The organism is Desulfomicrobium aestuarii (assembly GCF_055385525.1).
Genome location: NZ_AP042427.1, coordinates 277,365 through 296,989, shown reverse-complemented (window position 1 = coordinate 296,989; position 19,625 = coordinate 277,365). Strand labels below are relative to the sequence as shown.

The window sequence follows — 19,625 nt, the reverse complement described above, 5'->3', positions numbered from 1 at the left end:
GCCGAGGTAACTCATGAGCGACAACACGACGCAGCAATATCTGACCTTCGGCCTGGGCGAGGAGGTCTTCGCCCTGGAGACGGGGTCCGTGCGCGAGGTCATCGAACTCGTGCCCGTGACCCGCATCCCAAAGACGCCGCCCTTCATGCGCGGGGTCATCAACCTGCGCGGCCACGCCGTGCCCGTGGTGGACCTGCGCATCAAGTTCGACATGCCCCAGGTCAAGGACACGGTGAACACCTGCATCATCATCGTCGATGTGGAGGTGGAAGGGGAGAAAAGCCACATGGGCGCCATCGTCGACTCCGTGCGCGAGGTCTTCGAGATGGGCAGCGACCAGATCAACCCGCCGCCGCGCATGGGCACGTCCATCCGCGCCGACTTCATCAAGGGCATGGGCAAGCAGAACGAGGAATTCATCATGATCCTCGACATCGGCAAGGTTTTCTCGCCCGAGGAACTCCAAATGCTCGAAACCCGGGAAGAGCCGGACAGCGCTTCGGACTGAAACACAGCGGGCCGGCCCTTGCGGCTCGGCCCGCTTCATGAAAAGGAATTTTTCCATGTCGAACGAAACAGCACCCCCGCGCAACGACCTCGGCCCCGTGCTGAAGGAATGCGCCCTCAGCCTGCCCGCGCTGCTGCCCCGCCTGGCCAGCGTGATCAAGGACCGGGAGGATGACTTTCTTCGGCTGGGAACCAACGTCTTCGGCATCAACTCCCAGGCGAACACCTTCTCCTCGACGGCCACGAAGATGGCCTCGTCCGTGGGCGAAGGCGCCCTCCAGGCGGCCATTGCGGAACTCGAAAAGCACACGGCCGAAGCCAGGGCCGTGTTCTCCTCGGTTTCCGCGACGGAGCAGTTGCAGGGCATGACCGAGGTCCTGGGGCTCATCCGCACCCTGGACCAGGCCATGGCCCGCTTCACCCCCCTGGTGCGGACCCTCAAGGTCCTGGAGATCACGACGCGCATCGAAAGCGCCCGCCTCGGCGCCTCGGGCTCGGGCTTCACCACCCTGGCCGACGACGTGAAGGCCCTGGGCAACGTCATCGACGAGCACACGGCCAAGATCGGCGAACACTCGGCCCTGCTCATGAACCAGGTGGCCTCGTCCCTGGACCGCAGCAGAAAGCAGATTTCCGCGCAGGAAAAAAGCGTCAGGGACATGTTCGCGCAGCTTTTCTCGGGCATCGCCGAACTGGAAACCATGCGCACGGATTCCGCGGCCCTGGTCGTGGATCTGGCCAAGGGCTCGCGCCAGGTGACCGAAAGCATGGGACACGTCATCGCCTCGGTGCAATTCCACGACATCACCCGCCAGCAGGTCGAGCATGTGGAGGAGATCCTGGCCCAGGCCGAGGGCGAAATCCGCGGCCTTCCCGAGGACGGCGACACGGTCGGGCTTGGAGCCTGGGTGCGCGACGTCCTGCGGCTGCAGGCCCCGCTGCTGCGCCAGGCCGAGGAGATGTTCCGCCAGGCCGTGGAGGAGTTCATCAGCAACCTGGAGTCCATCGCCGACAACACCCGCGGGCTTGGCGACAGGATCGCCGCCGTGGCCTACTCCGACCAGGGAGGCCCGTCCGTCCTCGACTCCATCCGCAGGCAGATCGCCCAGGTCATGGACGCCATGCGCACCTCGAGCGGACATGTGGCGGACATGTCCAGGACCATGTCAGGCATGGCCGAGACCATCTCCACGGTCAGTTCCTTCGTGCACGGCATCGAGGACATCGGGGCCGAAATCGAACTCATCGCCCTCAATGCCCGCGTCAAGGCGGCCCACACCGGCGACCTGGGCCGCACGCTCGGCGTCATCGCCATGGAAATCCAGAATCTCTCGGTGGAGGCGCGGACCCGCACGGGCGAGGTGGCCGCGATCCTGAACCGCATTTCCACCCTGGCCGACCGTCTGTCCGAACTGGCCCGTTCCTCGGACGTGACCGAACTCGTCGGCGGCATCCAGGACCGCTTCGAAGCCGTCCTGGACCACCTGGCCTCCCTGGACGCGGAGCTCGGCCGCGACATCGGCCACCTCTCCGGCCTTGGCCGGGAGCTCATCGTCCAGATCCGCACCTTGACCTCCTCCATCCATTTCCACGAAACGGTCTCGAGCCAGCTGAAGGAACTGGAAAAGGGCATCCTGGAGCTCGAACGCGGCTTCACCCCCTTCGGCCCGGAGCTCGACGCCGCCCGCCAGCCCGAAAAGCTCAAGGAGCAGCTGTCCCGCTACACCATGGACAGCGAGCGCCTCGTGCACCTGGCTGTGCTCGGGCACCATGCGGCGGACGACGACGCGGGGCTCTTCGGGGACGACGGCGTTGAGCTCTTCGGGGACGACAACGTCGAACTCTTCGGAGACGACAACGTCGAGCTCTTCGATGCACCGGAATCCGAAAAGGCCCCCCGGAAGGCCGAAAAGACCGCCGACCCCGAAGAGGATTTCGGCGACAACGTGGAACTTTTCTAACCCGAAGGAGCCCCCATGTTTGCGAGCACCATCCAAGGCACCCCGGAACATCCGGTCCTCAGACTCGACGGCAGCCTGACCCTGGAACACGCCGCGCAGATCCATGCGGCGCTCATGGCCCGGCTGGCCGCGCCGGAACCCTTCCGCCTGGACCTCAGGGGGGCGGACAGGTTCGACCTGTCCTTCATCCAGATGCTCCACGCCCTGCTGAAGGACCAGTCCCGGCCCATCGGCTTCCTGCCGCTGCCCGACGGACTCGTCGAACTCGCGGCGAGCGTGGGCGCGGACAGCCTGATCAAGGAAATATCGACCCGAATCGAGGAACACGTATGAGCAAGACAATAATGACGGTGGACGACTCGGCCAGCGTCCGGCAGATGGTCAGCCTGACCCTCAAGGACGCGGGCTACTCGGTCATCGAGGCCTGCGACGGCAAGGACGCCCTGGCCAAACTGTCCGGACCCGTGGACATGATCGTCACGGACCTCAACATGCCCAACATGGACGGCATCGAATTCATCCGCAACGTGCGGGCCAACGCCCAGTACAAGTTCGTGCCCATCGTCATGCTGACCACGGAATCCCAGGCCGACAAGAAGGAGCAGGGCAAGGCCGCCGGCGCCACGGGCTGGATCGTCAAGCCCTTCAAGCCGGACCAGCTCCTGGCCGTGGCCAAGAAACTGCTGCGCTGAAAACAACCTGATCCAAGGATCGCCCATGTCCAGAGAAGAACTGAACCGGCAGGCATTCCGTGAAGAGGCCTTCGAGCTGCTCGGCGAACTCGAGTCCTCCCTCCTCGAACTGGAGGAAGACCCGAAAAACTCGGAAGTCATCAACAGGGTCTTCCGGGCCATGCACACCATCAAGGGTTCGGGCGCCATGTTCGGCTTCGAGGACATCGCCTCCTTCACCCACGAGGTCGAGACGGTCTTCGACCTGGCCCGCAACGGGCAGATCGCCGTGTCCAAGGAGCTCCTGGACCTGACGCTCCTGGCCAGGGACCACATCCTGGCCATGCTCGAAGGCGAGGACCAGGGCGGCGAGGCCAGGGCCAGGGAGGTCATCGTCGGCCTCAAGGCCCTCTCCCCCGCCGCGGAGGAGCCCCCGGCCGCCCCGGAAGCCGAAGTGCCCCCCTGCTGCGACAAGGCCCCGGAGCTGGCCGCCTGGCGCATCCGCTTCGTGCCGGCGCGCAACATCTTCCTGACCGGCACCAACCCGGCCGCGCTGCTCGAAGAGCTGTGCGAGATGGGCGAACACCACGTCATCATGCACACCCGCGACATCCCGGAGCTTCCCGCCCTGGACCCCGAACAGTGCATGGTCTTCTGGGACGTCATCCTGACCACGACCCGCAGCGAGGACGAGATCCGCGACGTCTTCATCTTCGTCGAGGACGACTGCGAGCTGACCATCCAGAAGGTCGGCAGCTGCCAGACCATCGACGAGGAATCCTACCAGCTCATCGGCCAGATCCTGGTCGACAAGAACGACATCACCAAGGACGCCTTGGAGCGCATCCTCCTGGAGCGCAAGCCCATCGGCCAGCTCCTGTCCGAGGCGGGCCTGGTCAGCCGCAGCCAGGTCGAGGCGGCCCTGGCCGAGCAGCAGGAGGTCAAGCGTCTGAAGCAGACGGCGGCCGGCGCCGAAGCCCAGGCCTCGAGCATCCGCGTACCGGCCCAGAAGCTCGATTTCCTGGTGGACCTGGTGGGCGAGCTGGTCACGGCCCAGGCCCGGCTGACCCAGTTCGCCAGCGAGCAGAACGACCCGCGGCTGCAGGCCATCTCCGAGGAGATCGAGCGCCTGTCCGACGAGCTGCGCGACAACACCCTGGGCATCCGCATGCTGCCCATCGGCACGACTTTCAGCCGCTTCAAGCGCCTGGTGCGCGACCTGTCCCAGGAACTGGGCAAGCGCATCGTCCTGGAGACCCACGGCGAGGACACGGAGCTCGACAAGACCGTCATCGAGCGTCTGAGCGACCCCCTGGTCCACCTCCTCAGGAACAGCATCGACCACGGCATCGAGAGCCCCGAGACGCGCATCGCGCGCGGCAAGAACCCCGAAGGCCGCATCGTGCTCTCGGCCGAACACTCGGGCGGCGAGGTGCTCATCCGCATCATCGACGACGGAGCGGGCATCGACCCCGACCGCGTCCGGGCCAAGGCCGTGGAAAAGGGCCTCATCGCCGCGGACGCCCTGATCTCCGACAAGGACGCCCTCATGCTCATCTTCGCGCCGGGCTTCTCCACGGCCGAGAAGATAACGAACGTCTCGGGCCGGGGCGTGGGCATGGACGTGGTCAAGCGCAACATCGACGCCCTGCGCGGCCGCGTGTCCCTGGACAGCGTGCCGGGCGAGGGCACGACGGTATCCGTGCGCATCCCCCTGACCCTGGCCATCATCGACGGCCTGCAGGTCCAGGTGGGCGAGAGCTATTTCATCATGCCGCTGGCCGCCGTGGAGGAGTGCGTGGAGCTCATCCGCCAGGACGGGGAGCGCGCGACCTTCATCAACCTGCGCGGCCAGATGGTGCCCTGGGTCAGCCTGCGCACGAACTTCGACATCCCCGGCGAACGGCCGCCCATCGAGCAGGTCGTGGTCTGCAATTCCCAGAGCAGCAGGGTCGGCATCGTCGTGGACCGGGTCATCGGTGAGCACCAGACCGTCATCAAGAGCCTGGGCAAGGTCTACCGCGACGTGCGCGGCATCTCCGGAGCCACCATCAAGGGCGACGGGAGCATGGCCCTCATCCTCGACATCGCCGCCCTGAGCATCTGATCCATGTACGACGCAAGCACCCAGAACGCCCCCCTGATGACGGACCGGGAGCTGAAGCAGTTCAGCGAGTTCATCTACTCGGAACTGGGCATCAAGATCACCCAGGCCAAGAAGACCATGCTCCAGGCCAGGCTGCAGCGGCGCCTGCGCACCCTGAACATGCGCTCCTACGGGCAGTACCTGGAGTACCTGCAGTCCCTCAAGGGGCTCGAGGTGGAGCTGCCCCAGATGGTCGACGCCGTGACCACCAACACCACGAGCTTCTTCCGCGAGCCGCGGCACTTCGAATTCCTGGCCCAGACGATCCTGCCCCAGTGGCAGAAAAAGAACGCCGGCCGGGTCTTCACCGTCTGGAACGCCGGCTGCTCGTCGGGCGAGGAACCCTACACCACGGCCATGACCCTCATGGACTATCATGAGCGCGTTAGTCCCCTGCGCTTCTCCATCGTGGCCACGGACATCTCCACCGACATCCTGAACAAGGCCGCCAGGGCCGTCTACGAAGAGGAGAAGATCGCCACCATCCCGGTGGAGTTCCGCCGCAAGTATCTGCTGCGCAGCAAGGACAAGAGCAGGCGGATGGTGCGCATCGTGCCGGAGCTGCGCGAGACGGTCAGCTTCAGGCGCTTGAACTTCATGGACAATTTCCAGTTCCGGGAGAAGATGGACCTCATCTTCTGCCGCAACGTGATGATCTATTTCGACAAGAAGACCCAGAACGAGCTGGTGCAGAAATTCTGCAACCACCTCGAACCCGGCGGACACCTCTTCATCGGCCACTCGGAAAGCCTGGCCGGGACGGGCCTGCCGCTGCGGCAGCTGGCGCCGGCCACCTACGTCCGCATCTAGGCCAAACACCCGAGAACGCGAAAGGCGACGCGCCCAGATTCCTGAATCCCCCGGAACGCAGCACAACGAGAACGGCACCGCGCATGCTCAACAGACTTTTCGCCCGTACCGCCACGCGAGGCGCCGCCGACGGCTTCGACAGCGACGACGTCCTGGCCAACGCCCCCATCGGCGTCTACACGTCGACCCTGGACGGCCGTTTCCTGGCCGTCAACCCGGCCATGGCCGGCATGTTCGGCTACGACTCCCCGGCGGACATGGTCCGGTCCGTCACGGACATCGCCGCGCAGATCTACTTCGCCCCCGAGGACCGGGACGACTTCATCCGCAGGATGGAGGCCGACGGACGGCTCATCAATTACGAATGCCGCTTCAAGCGCCGCGACGGCTCGACCCTCTGGGTTTCGAGCAACGCCAGGGCCATGCGCGACAAGCACGGCCGCATGAGCCTCTATCAGGGGTTCATGACCGACATCACCCGCCGCAAGGCCGTGGAGCAGGCCCTGGTCGAAAGCGAGCTGCGCCACCGGATCATCTTCGAGAATTCGCCGCTGGGCATGATCCTTTTCGACAGCGAAGGCTCCATCATCGACTGCAACGACGTGGTGGTGGAACTCATGGCCTCGAGCCGCGACCGACTGATCGGCTTCAGCGCCACGAATCTGGAATCCCCCATCGCCCGGGCCGGACTGGAGCGGGCCCTGAACGGCAAGCCGGCGTTCATCGAGGGGGAGTACACGTCCGTGACCGGCGGGGCGACGCGGGTTCTGCGCGCCAACTTCAAGCCCCTCCAGCCCGGGCAGTCCCCAACGGGCGCCATCGCGACCCTGGAGGACATCTCAGAACGCTCCCGGATGGAACGGGCCGTACGCGAGAGCGAAGACCTGCAGCGCGCCCTGCTGGACATCCTGCCCATCGGCGTGGTCATCGTCGATGGCCAGACGCGGGCCATCGAACGCGCCAACGAACATGTGGCAGCCCTCTTCGGCGCCGAACCCGCGGACATGGTCGGCCGCTGCTGCCACGAGCTGCTCTGCCCGTCGGCCAGGGGAAAATGCCCCGTCTGCGACCAGGGCATGACGCTGGAGAACTCGGAACGCGAAATGCTGCGGGCCGACGGCAGCCGGCTGGCCATCCTGAAGACCGTCAAGCGCGTCAACATCGAAGGCCGGGAAAAGCTGCTGGAATGCTTTGTCGACGTGTCCGACCGAAAGAAGGCCGAGCAGAGGCTCAACGACTTCGCCCAGCAGATGGAGCTCAAGAACCTGGAACTCGACGACGCCCGCCTGCGGGCCGAGCAGGCCGCGCGCGACAAGAGCGATTTCCTGTCCCGCATGAGCCACGAGATCCGCACGCCCTTGAACGGCGTCATCGGCATGACGGGGCTGCTCATGGACACGCACCTGGACGAGACGCAGCGCCGCTACGTGCGCACCCTGAAATCCAGCGGGGAATCCCTCCTGGCCGTGGTCAACGACATCCTGGACCTCTCCAGGATCGAATCCGGCCGCCTCGAACTGGAGAGCCTCGACTTCGACCTGCGCCCACTCCTGGACGACGTGGCCTCCATGCTGGCCGTGAAGGCGGCGGAAAACGGCATCGAGTTCATCTGCTCCGCCGACCCGGACGTGCCGGAGCACTTCAGAGGAGAACCCGCCCTGCTGCGCCAGGTCATCACCAACCTCGCAGGCAACGCCATCAAGTTCACCCCCGCGGGCGAGGTCGAAGTGCGCGTCTCCATGGCCCACGGGACCGGCCCGCAGGCCGCCTCGCCCACCGCCCTGCTCTTCGCCGTCCGCGACACGGGCATCGGCATCCCCGAAGACATGCGGGAGCGCCTGTTCGAGGACTACACCCAGGCGGACGCATCCATCGCCAGGCGTTTCGGCGGCACCGGACTGGGCCTGTCCATCTCGAAGAAGCTCGTCGAACTCATGGGCGGCGAGATCGGCGTGCAGAGCGTCCTGGGCCGGGGATCCACCTTCTGGTTCACCATCCGGCTCGATGCCTCCAGGACCACGGGCGCCAGGTCCCTCGATCCTGCCGGTCTCGAAGGGCTGCGGGTGCTGGTCGTGGACGACAACGTCACCAACCGCGAAATTCTCATGGCCCGCTTCTCGGCCTGGGGCATGCGCCCCGACGAGGCCGAGGACGGACCGGGCGCCCTGGACCGGCTGGCCAGTGCCGCGTCGGCGGGGGACCCCTTCCGCCTGGCCGTGCTCGACCACTGCATGCCGGTCATGGACGGGGAATCCCTGGGGCGGGCCATCCACGCCGACGACAGGTTCCGGGACACCCGCACGCTGCTCATGACCTCCCTGGGTCAGCGCGGCGACGCCAGGCGTTTCCGCGGGGCGGGCTTCTCCGGCTATCTGTGCAAGCCCGTCCTGCACGGCGAACTGAGGGCCTGCCTGAACATCGTCATGGGCGGGGGCGCGGAGCCGGCCTTCGTCACCCGGCATGTGGCGCGGGAGATTGCCAGGCGGGACATCCCCGACTTTTCGGACCGCAATGTCCGCATCCTCCTGGTGGAGGACAATGTGACCAACCAGCAGGTCGCCCTGGGCATCCTGTCGAACATGGGCCTCAAGGCCGACGCCGCTGAGAACGGGGCCCAGGCCATTGAGGCCCTCTCCCGCACACCCTACGACCTCGTTCTCATGGACGTGCAGATGCCGGTCATGGACGGGTTCCTGTGCACGCGCCTCATCCGCGACCACGCAGGCCCCGCCCTCGACCACGACGTGCCGATCATCGCCATGACGGCCCACGCCCAGGCGGGTTTCCGCGATAAGTGCCTCGAAGCGGGCATGAACGACTACGTGCCCAAGCCCATTGCCCTGACGGTCCTGGCCGAGGCGCTGCAGGCCTGGCTGCCGGGCGGGGAGCGCCGCAGGCCGGTTTTGCGCGAGGCCCCGGCCGCGGAAGGCGCGCCGCAGACCGTCTGGGACAGGCAGGCCTTCATGGGCCGCATCCTGGACGACGAGGACCTTGCCCGGGACATCGTCGGCGGCTTTCGCGCCGATGCAGCGCGGCGCCTGGACATCATGCGCCGGGCCCTGTCGCAGGGGGATTTCGATCTTCTGGCCTCCCAGGCCCACAGCATCAAGGGCGCATCGGCCAACCTGGGCGCGGGCAGGCTGCGGGAAGCGGCCATGACCCTGGAAACCGTCGCGGGCACCGGGCGGGTCGGCGCGTGCAGGGACGGTCTGGATGCGCTGTCTGACGCCCTGGACCGGCTTGTGGAAGAATTCCGCCGCACGGTGCCCGAGGGCGGCCGCCAGGCCGAAGGCTCGTGAACGCAGCCCCTTGCCTTGGAGGCCGTCAGGCCGTAGGAACAGGCCGAACCATACAGGAGCAGGCATGAAAGCATCTACACGTTTCGTCCTCCAGACCCTGGTCGCCGTCGGGCTGTCCGTGGGCCTCGGGCTGGCCTTCAACGCCGCCCGGCCCGACAGCCTGCCGCTGGTCGAGGCCAGAAAGGCGCCGGCCCCGTCCGCCCCCGCCCCCCAGGCTCCCGCAACACAGAACCAGACAACGCCGCCGACGGACGCCGCTTCCCCGTCGGAGAACGCTTCCGACGCCCTGCCGGCCTCCTCCGAAACGGCCGCGGATCCGGTGCAGGAAGCGGGCAACGCCACCCCTGCCGAAAGCCCCGACTCCGCGACGCCCGTCGATGAGGGCAACGCCTCGCAGGAGCTCGCACCCGCCGAGAACGCCACGGTTCCCCCGGCTGAAGACGGCCAGGCGGCCCCGGCAGGCGAGGAAATTTCACTGCAGGACGCCGCAGCGCTCTTCTCCGCCGGACAGGCCGTCTTCGTAGACGCCCGGGACGCCGAAATCTATGCCGAAGGCCATGTCCAAGGCGCCCTTTCCCTGCCCCTCCACTCGTTCGAGCAGGTTTTCCCCGCCATCAGGGACCGGCTGGCGGGCAAAACGGTCATCACCTACTGCGACGGCGAACGCTGCAGCCTGAGCGCGGACCTGGCCGATGCCCTCAGGGCCTTGGGCATCGAAAACGTCCTTGAACTGAGGAACGGCTGGACCCTGTGGCAGGAACAGGGCCTGCCCACGGCCACGGGGCAGAACCCTGAACACGGCGGAGGTCAGTCATGAACACGGCGTCCCTTGCCCGGGCCACGCGCATCGCCCTGGCCCTCCTCTTCCTGGCCGCTGCGCCGAACAAGATCATCTCGCCCGCGGATTTCGCCGCGGACATCAGCTACTACCTCATCCTGCCCGACGTGCTCATCAATTTCACGGCCCTGACCCTGCCCTGGCTGGAACTGGTCGTGGCCGCCCTGCTCTTGTGCCGGGTCTGGATGAAGCCCGCCCTCTTCCTGGCCAACACCATGCTCGTCGTGTTCCTGGCAGCACTGGTCAGCGCCCGCCTGCGCGGCATCGACCTGTCCTGCGGATGCTTCACGTCGGGAGGCGTGCCTGCGGGCGACATGACGTGGTACATCGTGCGCGACGGCCTCTTCCTGACCCTGGGCCTGGCCGCGACCCTGCTGCAGCGGGGAGCGCCCGAGGGCGACTAGCCGACTGCTGAAAACTCAAGGAAACGAGAAAAGCCAGGATGCGCAATACACCGCGCACCCTGGCTTTTCTCGCTGACGCAGCGGATCGCCGTCTTGGGGCGGCCCGCTAGAATCCGTCCCGCTCGGCGAGGGTAGCCCGGCGCCATCCCCGCACGGAATTGATCAGCCACATCCGCGTGCACCTGGACAGTTCCCGCACGTGCACGGCCCGCTCCCGGATGCGCCCCGCCCGCAGCAACGCGGCCCGCAGGGTGCCCGGCAGCAGGCCGCTCTCGAGGGGCGGCGTCAGCAGTTCACCGTCCAGTTCGACCACCAGATTGGCGATGGTCGATTCCGTGACATCCCCCCGCACGTTGACGAGCAGCACGTCGTCCACCCCAGGGACCTCCGCACGGGCCCGCTCATAGACATCGCGTCGCGTGGTCTTGTGATAGAGGAACGGGTCGCGCGAATCGACGGGCGTGGGTGCCAGGGCTACACGGCAGGGCCCGGGCGCAGGCAGGGGCCGCCGCTCCAGCCCGACCGACCCGCCCGCGTCGACCGTCAGCCGCAGCACGCCGCCCAGGCCGTCCGCCTCCCGGACCGCAGCCTCGATTTCCGCCCGCAGGCCTTCGACATCCAGCCTGTAACCGAAATACTCCGCACTCTCCGCGACCCGAGTCAGATGCTCCTCGAGAAGGAACACCCCGGTTTTCCGGCGCCAGCGCATGGTCTCCAGAAGCGAAAACTCCGGCGCCGGCGTATCCAGCACCCGAGCCTTGAGCAGAGTTTCGCGGTATTCGGCGCGCGGGGCCGAATCCCAGACGATGCCCCCGCCCACGCCGTACTCCGCCGTCCCGGCCTTCCGGTCCACGAGGACCGTGCGGATGGCCACGTTGAAACGGGCCCGCCGCCCCGGCAGCATGACGCCGATGGTGCCGGTGTAGATGCGCCGCGGCGAGATCTCGAGCTCGTCGATGAGGTGCATGGTGCGGACCTTGGGCGCGCCGGTGATGGACGCGGCCGGGAACAGGGCGGCCATGACCTCGGCCGTGGGCCTGGTTGTCTTTCCTTCGACCAGGGAGGTCAGCTGCCACAGGGTCGGGTAGCGCTCGGCCCGGAACAGCTCGGGCACCCGGACGCTGCCCGGGCGGCAGACCCGGCCGAGGTCGTTGCGCACCATGTCCACGATCATGACGTTCTCGGCCCGCTCCTTTTCCGATCGGACGAGCCCCTCGGCCACGGCCCGGTCCTCGCCAGTCCAGCGGCCGCGAGGCGCGGTGCCCTTCATGGGCCGTGAACGGACCGTCTCGCCTTCCCGTTCGAAAAACATTTCAGGGGAGGCGCAGCATACGACGAAATCCCCGACATCGACATAGGCGCAGTGCGGCGAGGGCTGGCGGGCTGCCAGGCGGCAGAAAAGGGACCAGGGGTCCCCGTCGAAGGGTGCGCGCAGGCGGTGCGTGAAGTTGACCTGATAGGTTTCGCCGCCGGCCAGATGTTCGCGGATGCGGGCCAGCGCCGCGGCGTGGGAGGGTTCGTCCAGTTCGGGCGTCCAGGCCGGGGCGGGAGCGCTCGCGGAGGCGTCGAGGAGAACGGGCCGGGGTGGCCCGTAGAGCCCGAACCAGGCCAGCGGGAAGGGCGCGCAGGCCGCGGCTGGCATGGCCGCATCAAAGGCGCGCCCGGCCTCGTAGGCCAGAAACCCGACCGCGTGCAGGCCCGTCCGCTCCACTTCGTCCTCGAGGTGCGCCAGAATGCCGGGAACCTCGTCATGGCGATGTGCCTCGAATACGGCCGCGGGCCGCTCGTAGCGCACCCAGGACGCAATATCGGGGGAAAAGACGACGGCAGGCATGCCGTGGACTATAACGGGCCGTGCGCGAGCGCAACAGCGCGCAGGCAGGATGGTGCGGAAGAACGTCCCGGAGGGAGGAAAAGACGTGATGGAAAACCCCGCGGCCGGAAGGGTGCCAGTTCCTTCCGGCCGCGGATACGCGAGAGGAGGAGGGTTAGACCATCATGAAGGCCACAAGCCGCCCCATGAATCGGACCACCTCGGAAACCTGATTGAGGATATTATCGCTCCAGCCATAAGCAACAAGAGTCGCCATCCCGGCAATCCAGAAAAGGTAACAGATCTGCTTCATGACACGCACCCCCGAAAGTCAGCTGGCAAGCGGCCACATGGCCGCCGCGTTGACGTCCGTTCAGCAAGGGGCGTGCCTGGGCGCAAGGTGTCGGGCAACCGTCCGTTCTCCATGGATATTGATTCGGAGGTGGTGAATGATGAGAGTTTTGATCCGAAATACGCGCGCAAAGACCGTACACAATGCGCAAATTTCCTCCCACACAATACGTATCCTCTCCCATGGCCCCACTCCGCAGGCCCTGGGCCGCGTTGCCACGCGAAGCGGAAAGGCCCGCGCAAAGTCGGTACGACTTCGACACGGGCCTTGATCTGCGCCGTTTCGGAAACAGGAAACGGTCAGGATTTGCCGGCGGCGTGCATTTCGTCCAACATCTGGCCGAGACGAGCCAGATGGCTCTTCTCCTCGCCGGCGATCTGCTCCAGGATGGCGCGGTTCTCTTCGTTCGAGACCCATTCTGCCGAACGCATGTAGAGATCCAAGGCCTGGGCCTCTATGGACATGGCCATGGACACGACGTCCACGGGACTGTCCATGTCGGGCTTGAAGCGCTCCAGGTATTCCTGGGTGGTCATGCCCCCCTCCATGAGCGGGGTGACGAAGGAGCACTCGAAGGCCCCGCGGTCGTCCTTGCCCGTCAGGCGGGTGTACTCCTCGAACAGCCGGTCCTTGTGCTTGATCTCGATGTCGGCCAGCAGCCTGAAGACGCTCTTGATCTTCTCGTCGTAGGCCCGCTCCAGCATGCGCAGGTAGAAGTCGCGCAGCCCGTCCTCCAGGGAATAGGCCGTGGCCAGGATCTGCTCAGGGCTGTCCAGTTCGGTGAACAGGTCGACGCCTTCCTCCTCGGGACCGAAGGCCCTCTGGCCGGTCCAGGCCTTGAAACCGCCCGAGAGGTTGATGACCTGGTCAAAACCCTTGCCGGCCAGGGTCTGGGCGGCGATGCGGCTGCGGCCGCCGATGGCGCAGTAGACGAGCACCGGCTTGGAGCGGTCGATCTCGTGCAGGGAATCCGTCAGCACGGCCATGGGGATGAGCTTGGCGCCGGGGATGTGCCCCTCCTCGTACTCGCCGGCCTGGCGCACGTCGAGAATGGTCACTTCCTGCAGGGTCTTGTCGGACAGATAGGCCCGGGCCTCGTCCGGGTTCATGGACTGAACCGGGGTGAAGAATTGTTTCCAGCGCATGGTGCCTCCTCGAAAATTTGTCTGCACATAATGCCCCCGGATGGGGGAAAATTCAATACGCGGTGAGGGATTGACTCAAAACAAGGCTTATCGTATTTTTACGAAATACGATTTACAATTGGAGCCGATCATGAGCCAGGACAGGAACGACGACGCCCTCGCCTCCCTCTGCAAAGCCCTGGGGCACCCCGCCAGGGTGGCCATCCTCAGGCATCTGCTGCAGGTCGACCGCTGCATCTGCGGCGAGATCGTCAGCATCCTGCCCCTGGCCCAGTCCACGGTCAGCCAGCATCTCAAGCAACTCAAGGAAGCGGGGCTCATCCGCGGGGAGATCGAAGGCCCGCGGATCTGCTACTGTGCGGACAAGGAGCGGCTGGCCGAACTCAAAAACCTCGTCACCGCACTCTAGGACACTATGGAACCCTTGCAGCCCTTTCCCATGGCCCCTTCCGGCCCGTGCTCAGGCCCGTGCGCCCCTGACGCGGCCTCTCCCTCCCCGGCATCGGGGGCGTGCTGAGGCCCGCCGCCGGCCCCTGGTGCAGGGGTGGACGACCTTCCGGGATACCGCATCGAACACTACGTCGAAGCCTTCACGCCCACCGCCGCAGGGCGCGTCCCGCGCCTGCGGACCGGCCCCACGGCGCTGGACCGGCTCGGGACCTGCCGCGCCCGGCTGGGCCTTGACCGCAACCACTACACCGTCAACCCCGGCCTCTACGCCGTCGGCGCTCCCGGCCCCGACTCCCCGGTGGTCGTCACGGCCAACTACAAGCTGACCTTCGACACGGTCCGCTTCGCCCTGGCCGGGCGCGACGTCTGGCTGCTGGTGGTCGACACGCGCGGCATCAACGTCTGGTGCGCGGGCGGCAAGGGCACCTTCAGCGCGGCCGGGGTCAGCGAGCAGGTCAAAAAGACGGGGCTTGAGCGCGTCGTGTCACACCGCCGCCTGATCCTGCCCCAGCTCGGGGCCAACGGGGTGCGGGCCCGCGACCTGCGCAAGGCCTGCGGGTTCGAGGCCGTGTTCGGGCCCGTCCGGGCCGAGGACCTGCCCCGCTACCTCGACCACGGCATCGACGAGGCCATGCGCGAGGTGACCTTCTCCCTCAGAGAACGAGCCGCCGTCATCCCCGTGGAGCTGGTGCTGGGATGGAAGCCCCTCCTGGGCGCCTTCGCCGTGGCGGCGCTCCTGAGCCTCATGGGGCACGGATTCTCCCTCGCCGCCATCTGGAGCCGCTGGATGGTGGCGGCGGGAGGCACCCTCCTGGGCCTTTTCTGCGGCTCGGTCCTGTTCCCGCTTCTGCTGCCGAGGCTGCCGCGCGTCTTTTCCCTTGGCGGAGCCGGCCTCGGCCTGGCCGGCGCCCTGACCCTGCCCCTCTTCTTCCCACTCGCCGCCTGGCAGACACTGGCCGGGGCGGGGCTTTGGACCGTCGCCCTGTCGTCCTGGCTGAGCCTCAACTTCACCGGTTCCACGCCCTACACCTCGCCCTCGGGCGTGGAGAAGGAAATGCGCCGGGCCATCCCGGTCCTGGCGGCCTGCACTCTCCTGGCCGCGATCCTGTTCGTGGCCGGCAACTTCAGCGGAGGTTCGGCATGAAACGCTACCGCCATCTCGAAAACGTGGCCACCCTGGCCTATGACCGCGAAAAATGCGTGGGCTGCGGCCTGTGCGCCACGGTCTGCCCGCACCGCATCTTCGCCGTGCAGGACGGCAAGGCCGCGGTCCTGGACCGCGAGGCCTGCATGGAGTGCGGTGCCTGCGCCCTGAACTGCCCCACTTCGGCCATCACGGTCACGCCCGGCGTGGGCTGCGCCCAGTACATCATCCAGACCTGGCTGCCGGGCAAGCGCGGGACTTCGTGCTGCTGAATCCTTGACCGCGGCGCGGAAATGCAGGAATTCTCTGCCTTCCAAACCACGGAGGAATCATGCTCGACCGCACCGAAGCCCTGGCCATGCTCAAGGCCAGCGCCCCCGACCATCTCTATGTCCACGCCCTGGAGACCGAAGCCGTCATGCGCGCCCTGGCCGCCCGCCTCGGCCACGACCCAGAAACCTGGGGCCTGGCCGGACTGCTGCACGACCTCGACTACCCCCAGACCAAGGACACCCCCGAAAAGCACGGCCTGCTGACCGCCGAAACCCTGGCCGGGAAGCTGCCGGACGACGCCGTGCAGGCCATCGCCCGCCACAACGAGATGAACGGCAACCTGCCCGAAACCCCCTTCGATTTCGCCCTGCGCTGCGGCGAGACCGTGACCGGCCTCATCCACACCGCCGCCCTCGTCCGCCCCACGCGCATGCAGGGCATGGAGGGCAAGAGCCTGAAGAAAAAAATGAAGGACAAGGCCTTCGCCGCCTCGGTCTGCCGCGAGACGATCAAGGAATGCGAAAAGATCGGCCTGGAGCTGGGCGACTTCCTGACCTTGGCCATAGGGGCCATCACGGGCATCGAAGGCGAAGTGGGGCTGGCGGCGTCCTGACCCCATGGAAGGCTTCCTGCTGCACGCATCCAACCGCCTGGAAAATCTGGCGGACCTGCTCGCGGAGGTTCTGAAGACAGCGCTTGACCCCATGAAGCCGGAGACCATCCTGGTCCAGTCCGGCGGCATGCAGCGCTGGGTTTCCATGCAGTTGGCCCGCCGTCACGGGGTCTGCGCGGGCGTGCGCTTCCCCTTCCCCGTGGCCTTCGCCTACGAGCTCTGCCGGGAACTGCGGGCCGACCTCCCCCCCGAATACCCGCTCAGCAAGGAGCGCATGCTGTGGCGCATCACGCACCTGCTGCGCGGCCTGCTGGACGAGCCGGAGTTCGCGCCCTTGGCGCGCTACGTACGCGATGACTCGGAGCTCAAGTCCGTGCAACTGGCCGAGCGCATCGCCTATCATTTCGACCAGTACCTCATCTTCCGCCCCCAGTGGGCCGCACGCTGGGAAAACCGCGAACCGAGCGGAAACTTCCTCCTGCCCGGTCACGTCGCCAGCGAAGCCTGGCAGGCCAGACTTTGGCGGGAACTGATCCGGGACATGGGCGGGGAGCATCGCGCGGCGCTGCTGCAACGGGCCATCGCCAAGCTGGAAAAAAGCTCGTCCCTGCCGGAACTCCCCACCCGCGTCTGCGTCTTCGGCATCCCGACCCTGCCGCCGGTCTATCTCGATCTTTTGAAAGCCCTGTCCAGGCACAGCCAGGTGCACGTCTTTTTGCTCAGCCCCTGCCGAAAGTATTGGGGCGATCTTCTGACTCATCGGGAACGACGGCGCGCCTACCGCGCAGGAGAACACGCCTCCCCGGAACGACCCGAGGACGCAATGCCGCTGGCGGGTCTTGGCGCGGTCGGGAAAGACTTTCTGGAACTGCTGATGGACCGGGACGCGGTGGAAACAGGGCTGTACGAGGAACCAGACGCGGGCACCATGCTCGGACAACTCCAGGCCGATCTTCTTGATCTGGATGTTCGCAAGGAAAAGACGGACTTCTCAGACACCTCCATCCAGGTCCACTGTTGCCACAGTCCCTTGCGCGAGATGGAGGTCTTAAAGGATCTGATCCTCGACCTCCTGGCCAAGGACACGTCCCTCTCGTCGCAGGACATCCTGGTCATGAACCCGGACATCGAGGCCTACGCGCCGGTCATCCAGGCCGTTTTCGGGACCACGGGAGAAACAGACCTCCCCTTCTCCATCTCCGACCGCAAGCCGACCAAGGCCGCCGAAACCATCCGCCTCTTTCTGGAGTTGCTTGAGTTCGGACAGCACCGCTTCGAAACCTCGCGGGTCTGCGCCCTGCTCGAAGCCCCGCCTGTGCGGCAACGACTGAACATGGATGCGTCCGATACGCAGCGATCGTTGGAGTGGGTGCGCGCATCCGGTGTGCGTTGGGGGCTTGATCGGAATTTCCGCAGGAATGCGGGGCTGGGTGATTTCGGCCAGAACACGTGGGAGAGCGGCCTGTCCCGCCTGTACCTCGGATACATGACCGGCGAGGCGAACCCGCTGCACGGCATCGCTCCCCTGGCGCTGCGTGGCTCGGCCGAGCAGGAGCTGCTGGGCCGCGTGACCGCCTGGATCGACGAACTCGCCACCCTGTGGTCCAGGCTGCATCACACGCGCACGCCTTTCGACTGGCGGGACTGTCTGCTGTGGATTCTGGACGCCTTCTTCCCCCAGGACCCCGCCCACGCCGAGCATCTGCTGGCCATCCGCCGGACCGTGACCGAACTGACCGGCGACATGGGCGACTTCGAGGCCGACGCGCGGACCATGCTCTACCTCATCCGCAAGCGCCTGGACGAGAGCGGCGGCGAGTCGGGCTTCCTGGCCTCGGGCCTGACCTTCTGCGGGCTGAAACCCATGCGCTCCATCCCCTTCCGAGTGGTCTGCCTTACGGGTCTGACCAGCACGGCCTTCCCGCGCCAGGACACGCCCCCGGGCTTCGACCTCATGGCCGCCCGCCCGCGGCCAGGAGACCGCAGCCTTCGCGAGGACGACCGCTACCTGTTCCTGGAGAGCATCATCTCGGCCCGCGACAACCTCATTCTGACCTACCCAGGCCTGTCCCAATCCGACAATACCGAGGCACCGCCGTCGGTTCTGGTCTCGGAACTGCTCGATTTCTTGGACAAAGGCTGTACGGTTGACGGTCTTCAGCCCTCAAAGGCCCTTGTTTTCAAGCACAAGCTGCAAGCCTTCCATCCGGACTATTTCAGCGCAGGGTCACGCCTTTTCTCCTACTCGGCCCAGAACCGCGACGCGGCGCTGGCGCTGTATGCCGAGCACCGGTCCAGGCAATTCTTCCCCGCGACCGATACTCCCGAAGATGCACGGACGGAGCGGGACATCGAGATCGACATCGAAGAGCTGACGCGCTTCCTGACCCATCCCTGCCGCCACCTGCTGCGTGCCCTGCGCATCGACCCAGGCAGAGGCGAGGACGATTTTCTGGACGAGGAACCCCTGGCCGCGCCCACTGGTCTCGAAGCCTACGGCCCCTTGCAGGATCTCCTGCGTACGGCCCTGGACGAGCCCGCCGCCAATCTGGAGGGGCTGCTCCTGGCCTGGCAACTCCTGCCTCCGGGCCAGGCCGGGACCGACGCGAGCCGCAAGCTCTGCTCCCAGGTCCGCGCCTTGGCCGACCAGGCACGGGCCGTCATCGGCGACGAAAAGGCCGCGCGCATCGACCTGAAGCTGCAACTGGGCAGGGTCACGCTCACAGGGCGCCTCGACATCCACGGCGACCGCATCGTGACCTGCCGCCCGGCCAAGACCAAAAGCTCGGACATGCTCCGCCTGTGGGTCCGCCATCTGGCCGCCTCGGCCTCGGGCCATGCGGCCCAGTCCATGCACATCGGCACCGACGACCGCTTCCCCGCACCCGAGGCCCCGGACGCCCGGAACATCCTCGAAGGGTTGCTGCGACTCTACACGCAGGGAATGCGCGCCCCCATCCCTCTCTTCCCCCGGGCCTCCCTGGCCTTCGCCGAAGCCCGCTTCAAAGGCCGCAAGCCCAAGGAGCGCGCCGAGGCATTGATGCAGGCCCTGCGCCAGTGGGAAGGCAGCTACATGGTCAGCCCCGAGCGCGACGACCCGCACCTGGCCTTCCTCTTCCGCGACGCCGAACCGGACTGGGAGCGTTTCGCGGACGTGGCCGAGGAAATCTACGGCCCCATTCTGGGAGGCGCCCAGTGA

General features: G+C 66.5%; 17 protein-coding genes. 14 read left to right on the top strand and 3 right to left on the bottom strand.

All coding sequences use genetic code 11. The annotated features are described in order from the left end of the window. Positions 1–13: 13 nt before the first annotated feature. From ACZ5AC_RS01360 to ACZ5AC_RS01320, 9 genes are all read left to right on the top strand, one after another. Positions 14–508: a chemotaxis protein CheW gene (locus ACZ5AC_RS01360; protein ID WP_464249170.1), complete on the top strand. Its 495-nt coding sequence runs from the start codon at positions 14–16 to the stop codon at positions 506–508. Between the two features lie 55 nt (positions 509–563). After that, entirely contained in the window at positions 564–2,468 is a 1,905-nt protein-coding gene (locus ACZ5AC_RS01355) for a methyl-accepting chemotaxis protein (RefSeq protein WP_464249169.1), read from the top strand. A 15-nt stretch (positions 2,469–2,483) separates the two neighbouring features. After that, positions 2,484–2,801 (top strand): STAS domain-containing protein, encoded by a 318-nt coding sequence (locus tag ACZ5AC_RS01350; protein ID WP_464249168.1) that lies wholly within the window; start codon positions 2,484–2,486, stop codon positions 2,799–2,801. Beyond that, the gene (locus ACZ5AC_RS01345) at positions 2,798–3,160 is read left to right on the top strand and encodes a response regulator (protein ID WP_028578452.1); all 363 of its coding nucleotides are present in this window, start codon (positions 2,798–2,800) and stop codon (positions 3,158–3,160) included. Before ACZ5AC_RS01350 ends, ACZ5AC_RS01345 begins: the two co-directional genes overlap by 4 nt. A 25-nt stretch (positions 3,161–3,185) precedes the next feature. Beyond that, a complete protein-coding gene (locus ACZ5AC_RS01340) occupies positions 3,186–5,246 on the top strand; it encodes a chemotaxis protein CheA (protein WP_464249167.1) in 2,061 nt (686 codons plus the stop codon). Between the two features lie 3 nt (positions 5,247–5,249). Further along, a complete protein-coding gene (locus ACZ5AC_RS01335) occupies positions 5,250–6,095 on the top strand; it encodes a CheR family methyltransferase (RefSeq protein ID WP_464249166.1) in 846 nt (281 codons plus the stop codon). Between the two features lie 83 nt (positions 6,096–6,178). After that, a complete protein-coding gene (locus ACZ5AC_RS01330) occupies positions 6,179–9,394 on the top strand; it encodes a response regulator (protein ID WP_464249165.1) in 3,216 nt (1,071 codons plus the stop codon). A 64-nt stretch (positions 9,395–9,458) separates the two neighbouring features. Beyond that, positions 9,459–10,211, top strand: coding sequence for a rhodanese-like domain-containing protein (locus ACZ5AC_RS01325; RefSeq protein WP_464249164.1), 753 nt, complete (start codon positions 9,459–9,461; stop codon positions 10,209–10,211). Continuing rightward, entirely contained in the window at positions 10,208–10,636 is a 429-nt protein-coding gene (locus ACZ5AC_RS01320) for a MauE/DoxX family redox-associated membrane protein (RefSeq protein WP_464249163.1), read from the top strand. The genes ACZ5AC_RS01325 and ACZ5AC_RS01320 overlap by 4 nt, the downstream gene beginning before the upstream one ends. Positions 10,637–10,742: 106 nt before the next feature. Here the strand turns inward: ACZ5AC_RS01320 and pabB are convergent, their stop codons facing one another. From pabB to ACZ5AC_RS01305, 3 genes are all read right to left on the bottom strand, one after another. Continuing rightward, a complete protein-coding gene (pabB, locus tag ACZ5AC_RS01315; protein ID WP_464249162.1) occupies positions 10,743–12,470 on the bottom strand; it encodes an aminodeoxychorismate synthase component I in 1,728 nt (575 codons plus the stop codon). A 154-nt stretch (positions 12,471–12,624) separates the two neighbouring features. Next, positions 12,625–12,762 (bottom strand): hypothetical protein, encoded by a 138-nt coding sequence (locus ACZ5AC_RS01310; protein ID WP_156902640.1) that lies wholly within the window; start codon positions 12,760–12,762, stop codon positions 12,625–12,627. A gap of 338 nt (positions 12,763–13,100) precedes the next feature. After that, the gene (locus ACZ5AC_RS01305; protein WP_464249161.1) at positions 13,101–13,946 is read right to left on the bottom strand and encodes a rhodanese-like domain-containing protein; all 846 of its coding nucleotides are present in this window, start codon (positions 13,944–13,946) and stop codon (positions 13,101–13,103) included. Positions 13,947–14,076: 130 nt separating this feature from the next. Here ACZ5AC_RS01305 and ACZ5AC_RS01300 point away from each other — a divergent pair, with 130 nt between their 5' ends. From ACZ5AC_RS01300 to recC, 5 genes are read left to right on the top strand one after another with little or no spacing between them, the layout of a single operon-like run. Next, entirely contained in the window at positions 14,077–14,355 is a 279-nt protein-coding gene (locus tag ACZ5AC_RS01300) for an ArsR/SmtB family transcription factor (protein WP_464249160.1), read from the top strand. Between the two features lie 6 nt (positions 14,356–14,361). Further along, positions 14,362–15,540 carry a mercury methylation corrinoid protein HgcA gene (gene hgcA / locus ACZ5AC_RS01295; RefSeq protein WP_464249159.1) on the top strand — a complete coding sequence of 393 codons (1,179 nt, stop codon included), beginning with the start codon at positions 14,362–14,364 and terminating at the stop codon, positions 15,538–15,540. Then, positions 15,537–15,812, top strand: a complete 276-nt coding sequence (hgcB, locus tag ACZ5AC_RS01290) for a mercury methylation ferredoxin HgcB (protein WP_464249158.1) — start codon at positions 15,537–15,539, stop codon at positions 15,810–15,812. The genes hgcA and hgcB overlap by 4 nt, the downstream gene beginning before the upstream one ends. 59 nt (positions 15,813–15,871) lie before the next feature. Continuing rightward, positions 15,872–16,426, top strand: coding sequence for an HD domain-containing protein (locus ACZ5AC_RS01285; RefSeq protein ID WP_464249157.1), 555 nt, complete (start codon positions 15,872–15,874; stop codon positions 16,424–16,426). 4 nt (positions 16,427–16,430) lie between these two features. Further along, positions 16,431–19,625, top strand: a complete 3,195-nt coding sequence (recC, locus tag ACZ5AC_RS01280; protein ID WP_464249156.1) for an exodeoxyribonuclease V subunit gamma — start codon at positions 16,431–16,433, stop codon at positions 19,623–19,625.

What these genes read in the sequence shown, in the direction of transcription:
- ACZ5AC_RS01360 (WP_464249170.1), top strand. Translation starts at nt 14, where the DNA reads ATGAGCGACAACACGACGCAGCAATATCTGACCTTCGGCCTGGGCGAG.
- ACZ5AC_RS01355 (WP_464249169.1), top strand. Translation starts at nt 564, where the DNA reads ATGTCGAACGAAACAGCACCCCCGCGCAACGACCTCGGCCCCGTGCTG.
- ACZ5AC_RS01350 (WP_464249168.1), top strand. Translation starts at nt 2,484, where the DNA reads ATGTTTGCGAGCACCATCCAAGGCACCCCGGAACATCCGGTCCTCAGA.
- ACZ5AC_RS01345 (WP_028578452.1), top strand. Translation starts at nt 2,798, where the DNA reads ATGAGCAAGACAATAATGACGGTGGACGACTCGGCCAGCGTCCGGCAG.
- ACZ5AC_RS01340 (WP_464249167.1), top strand. Translation starts at nt 3,186, where the DNA reads ATGTCCAGAGAAGAACTGAACCGGCAGGCATTCCGTGAAGAGGCCTTC.
- ACZ5AC_RS01335 (WP_464249166.1), top strand. Translation starts at nt 5,250, where the DNA reads ATGTACGACGCAAGCACCCAGAACGCCCCCCTGATGACGGACCGGGAG.
- ACZ5AC_RS01330 (WP_464249165.1), top strand. Translation starts at nt 6,179, where the DNA reads ATGCTCAACAGACTTTTCGCCCGTACCGCCACGCGAGGCGCCGCCGAC.
- ACZ5AC_RS01325 (WP_464249164.1), top strand. Translation starts at nt 9,459, where the DNA reads ATGAAAGCATCTACACGTTTCGTCCTCCAGACCCTGGTCGCCGTCGGG.
- ACZ5AC_RS01320 (WP_464249163.1), top strand. Translation starts at nt 10,208, where the DNA reads ATGAACACGGCGTCCCTTGCCCGGGCCACGCGCATCGCCCTGGCCCTC.
- pabB (WP_464249162.1), bottom strand. Translation starts at nt 12,470, where the DNA reads ATGCCTGCCGTCGTCTTTTCCCCCGATATTGCGTCCTGGGTGCGCTAC.
- ACZ5AC_RS01310 (WP_156902640.1), bottom strand. Translation starts at nt 12,762, where the DNA reads ATGAAGCAGATCTGTTACCTTTTCTGGATTGCCGGGATGGCGACTCTT.
- ACZ5AC_RS01305 (WP_464249161.1), bottom strand. Translation starts at nt 13,946, where the DNA reads ATGCGCTGGAAACAATTCTTCACCCCGGTTCAGTCCATGAACCCGGAC.
- ACZ5AC_RS01300 (WP_464249160.1), top strand. Translation starts at nt 14,077, where the DNA reads ATGAGCCAGGACAGGAACGACGACGCCCTCGCCTCCCTCTGCAAAGCC.
- hgcB (WP_464249158.1), top strand. Translation starts at nt 15,537, where the DNA reads ATGAAACGCTACCGCCATCTCGAAAACGTGGCCACCCTGGCCTATGAC.
- ACZ5AC_RS01285 (WP_464249157.1), top strand. Translation starts at nt 15,872, where the DNA reads ATGCTCGACCGCACCGAAGCCCTGGCCATGCTCAAGGCCAGCGCCCCC.
- recC (WP_464249156.1), top strand. Translation starts at nt 16,431, where the DNA reads ATGGAAGGCTTCCTGCTGCACGCATCCAACCGCCTGGAAAATCTGGCG.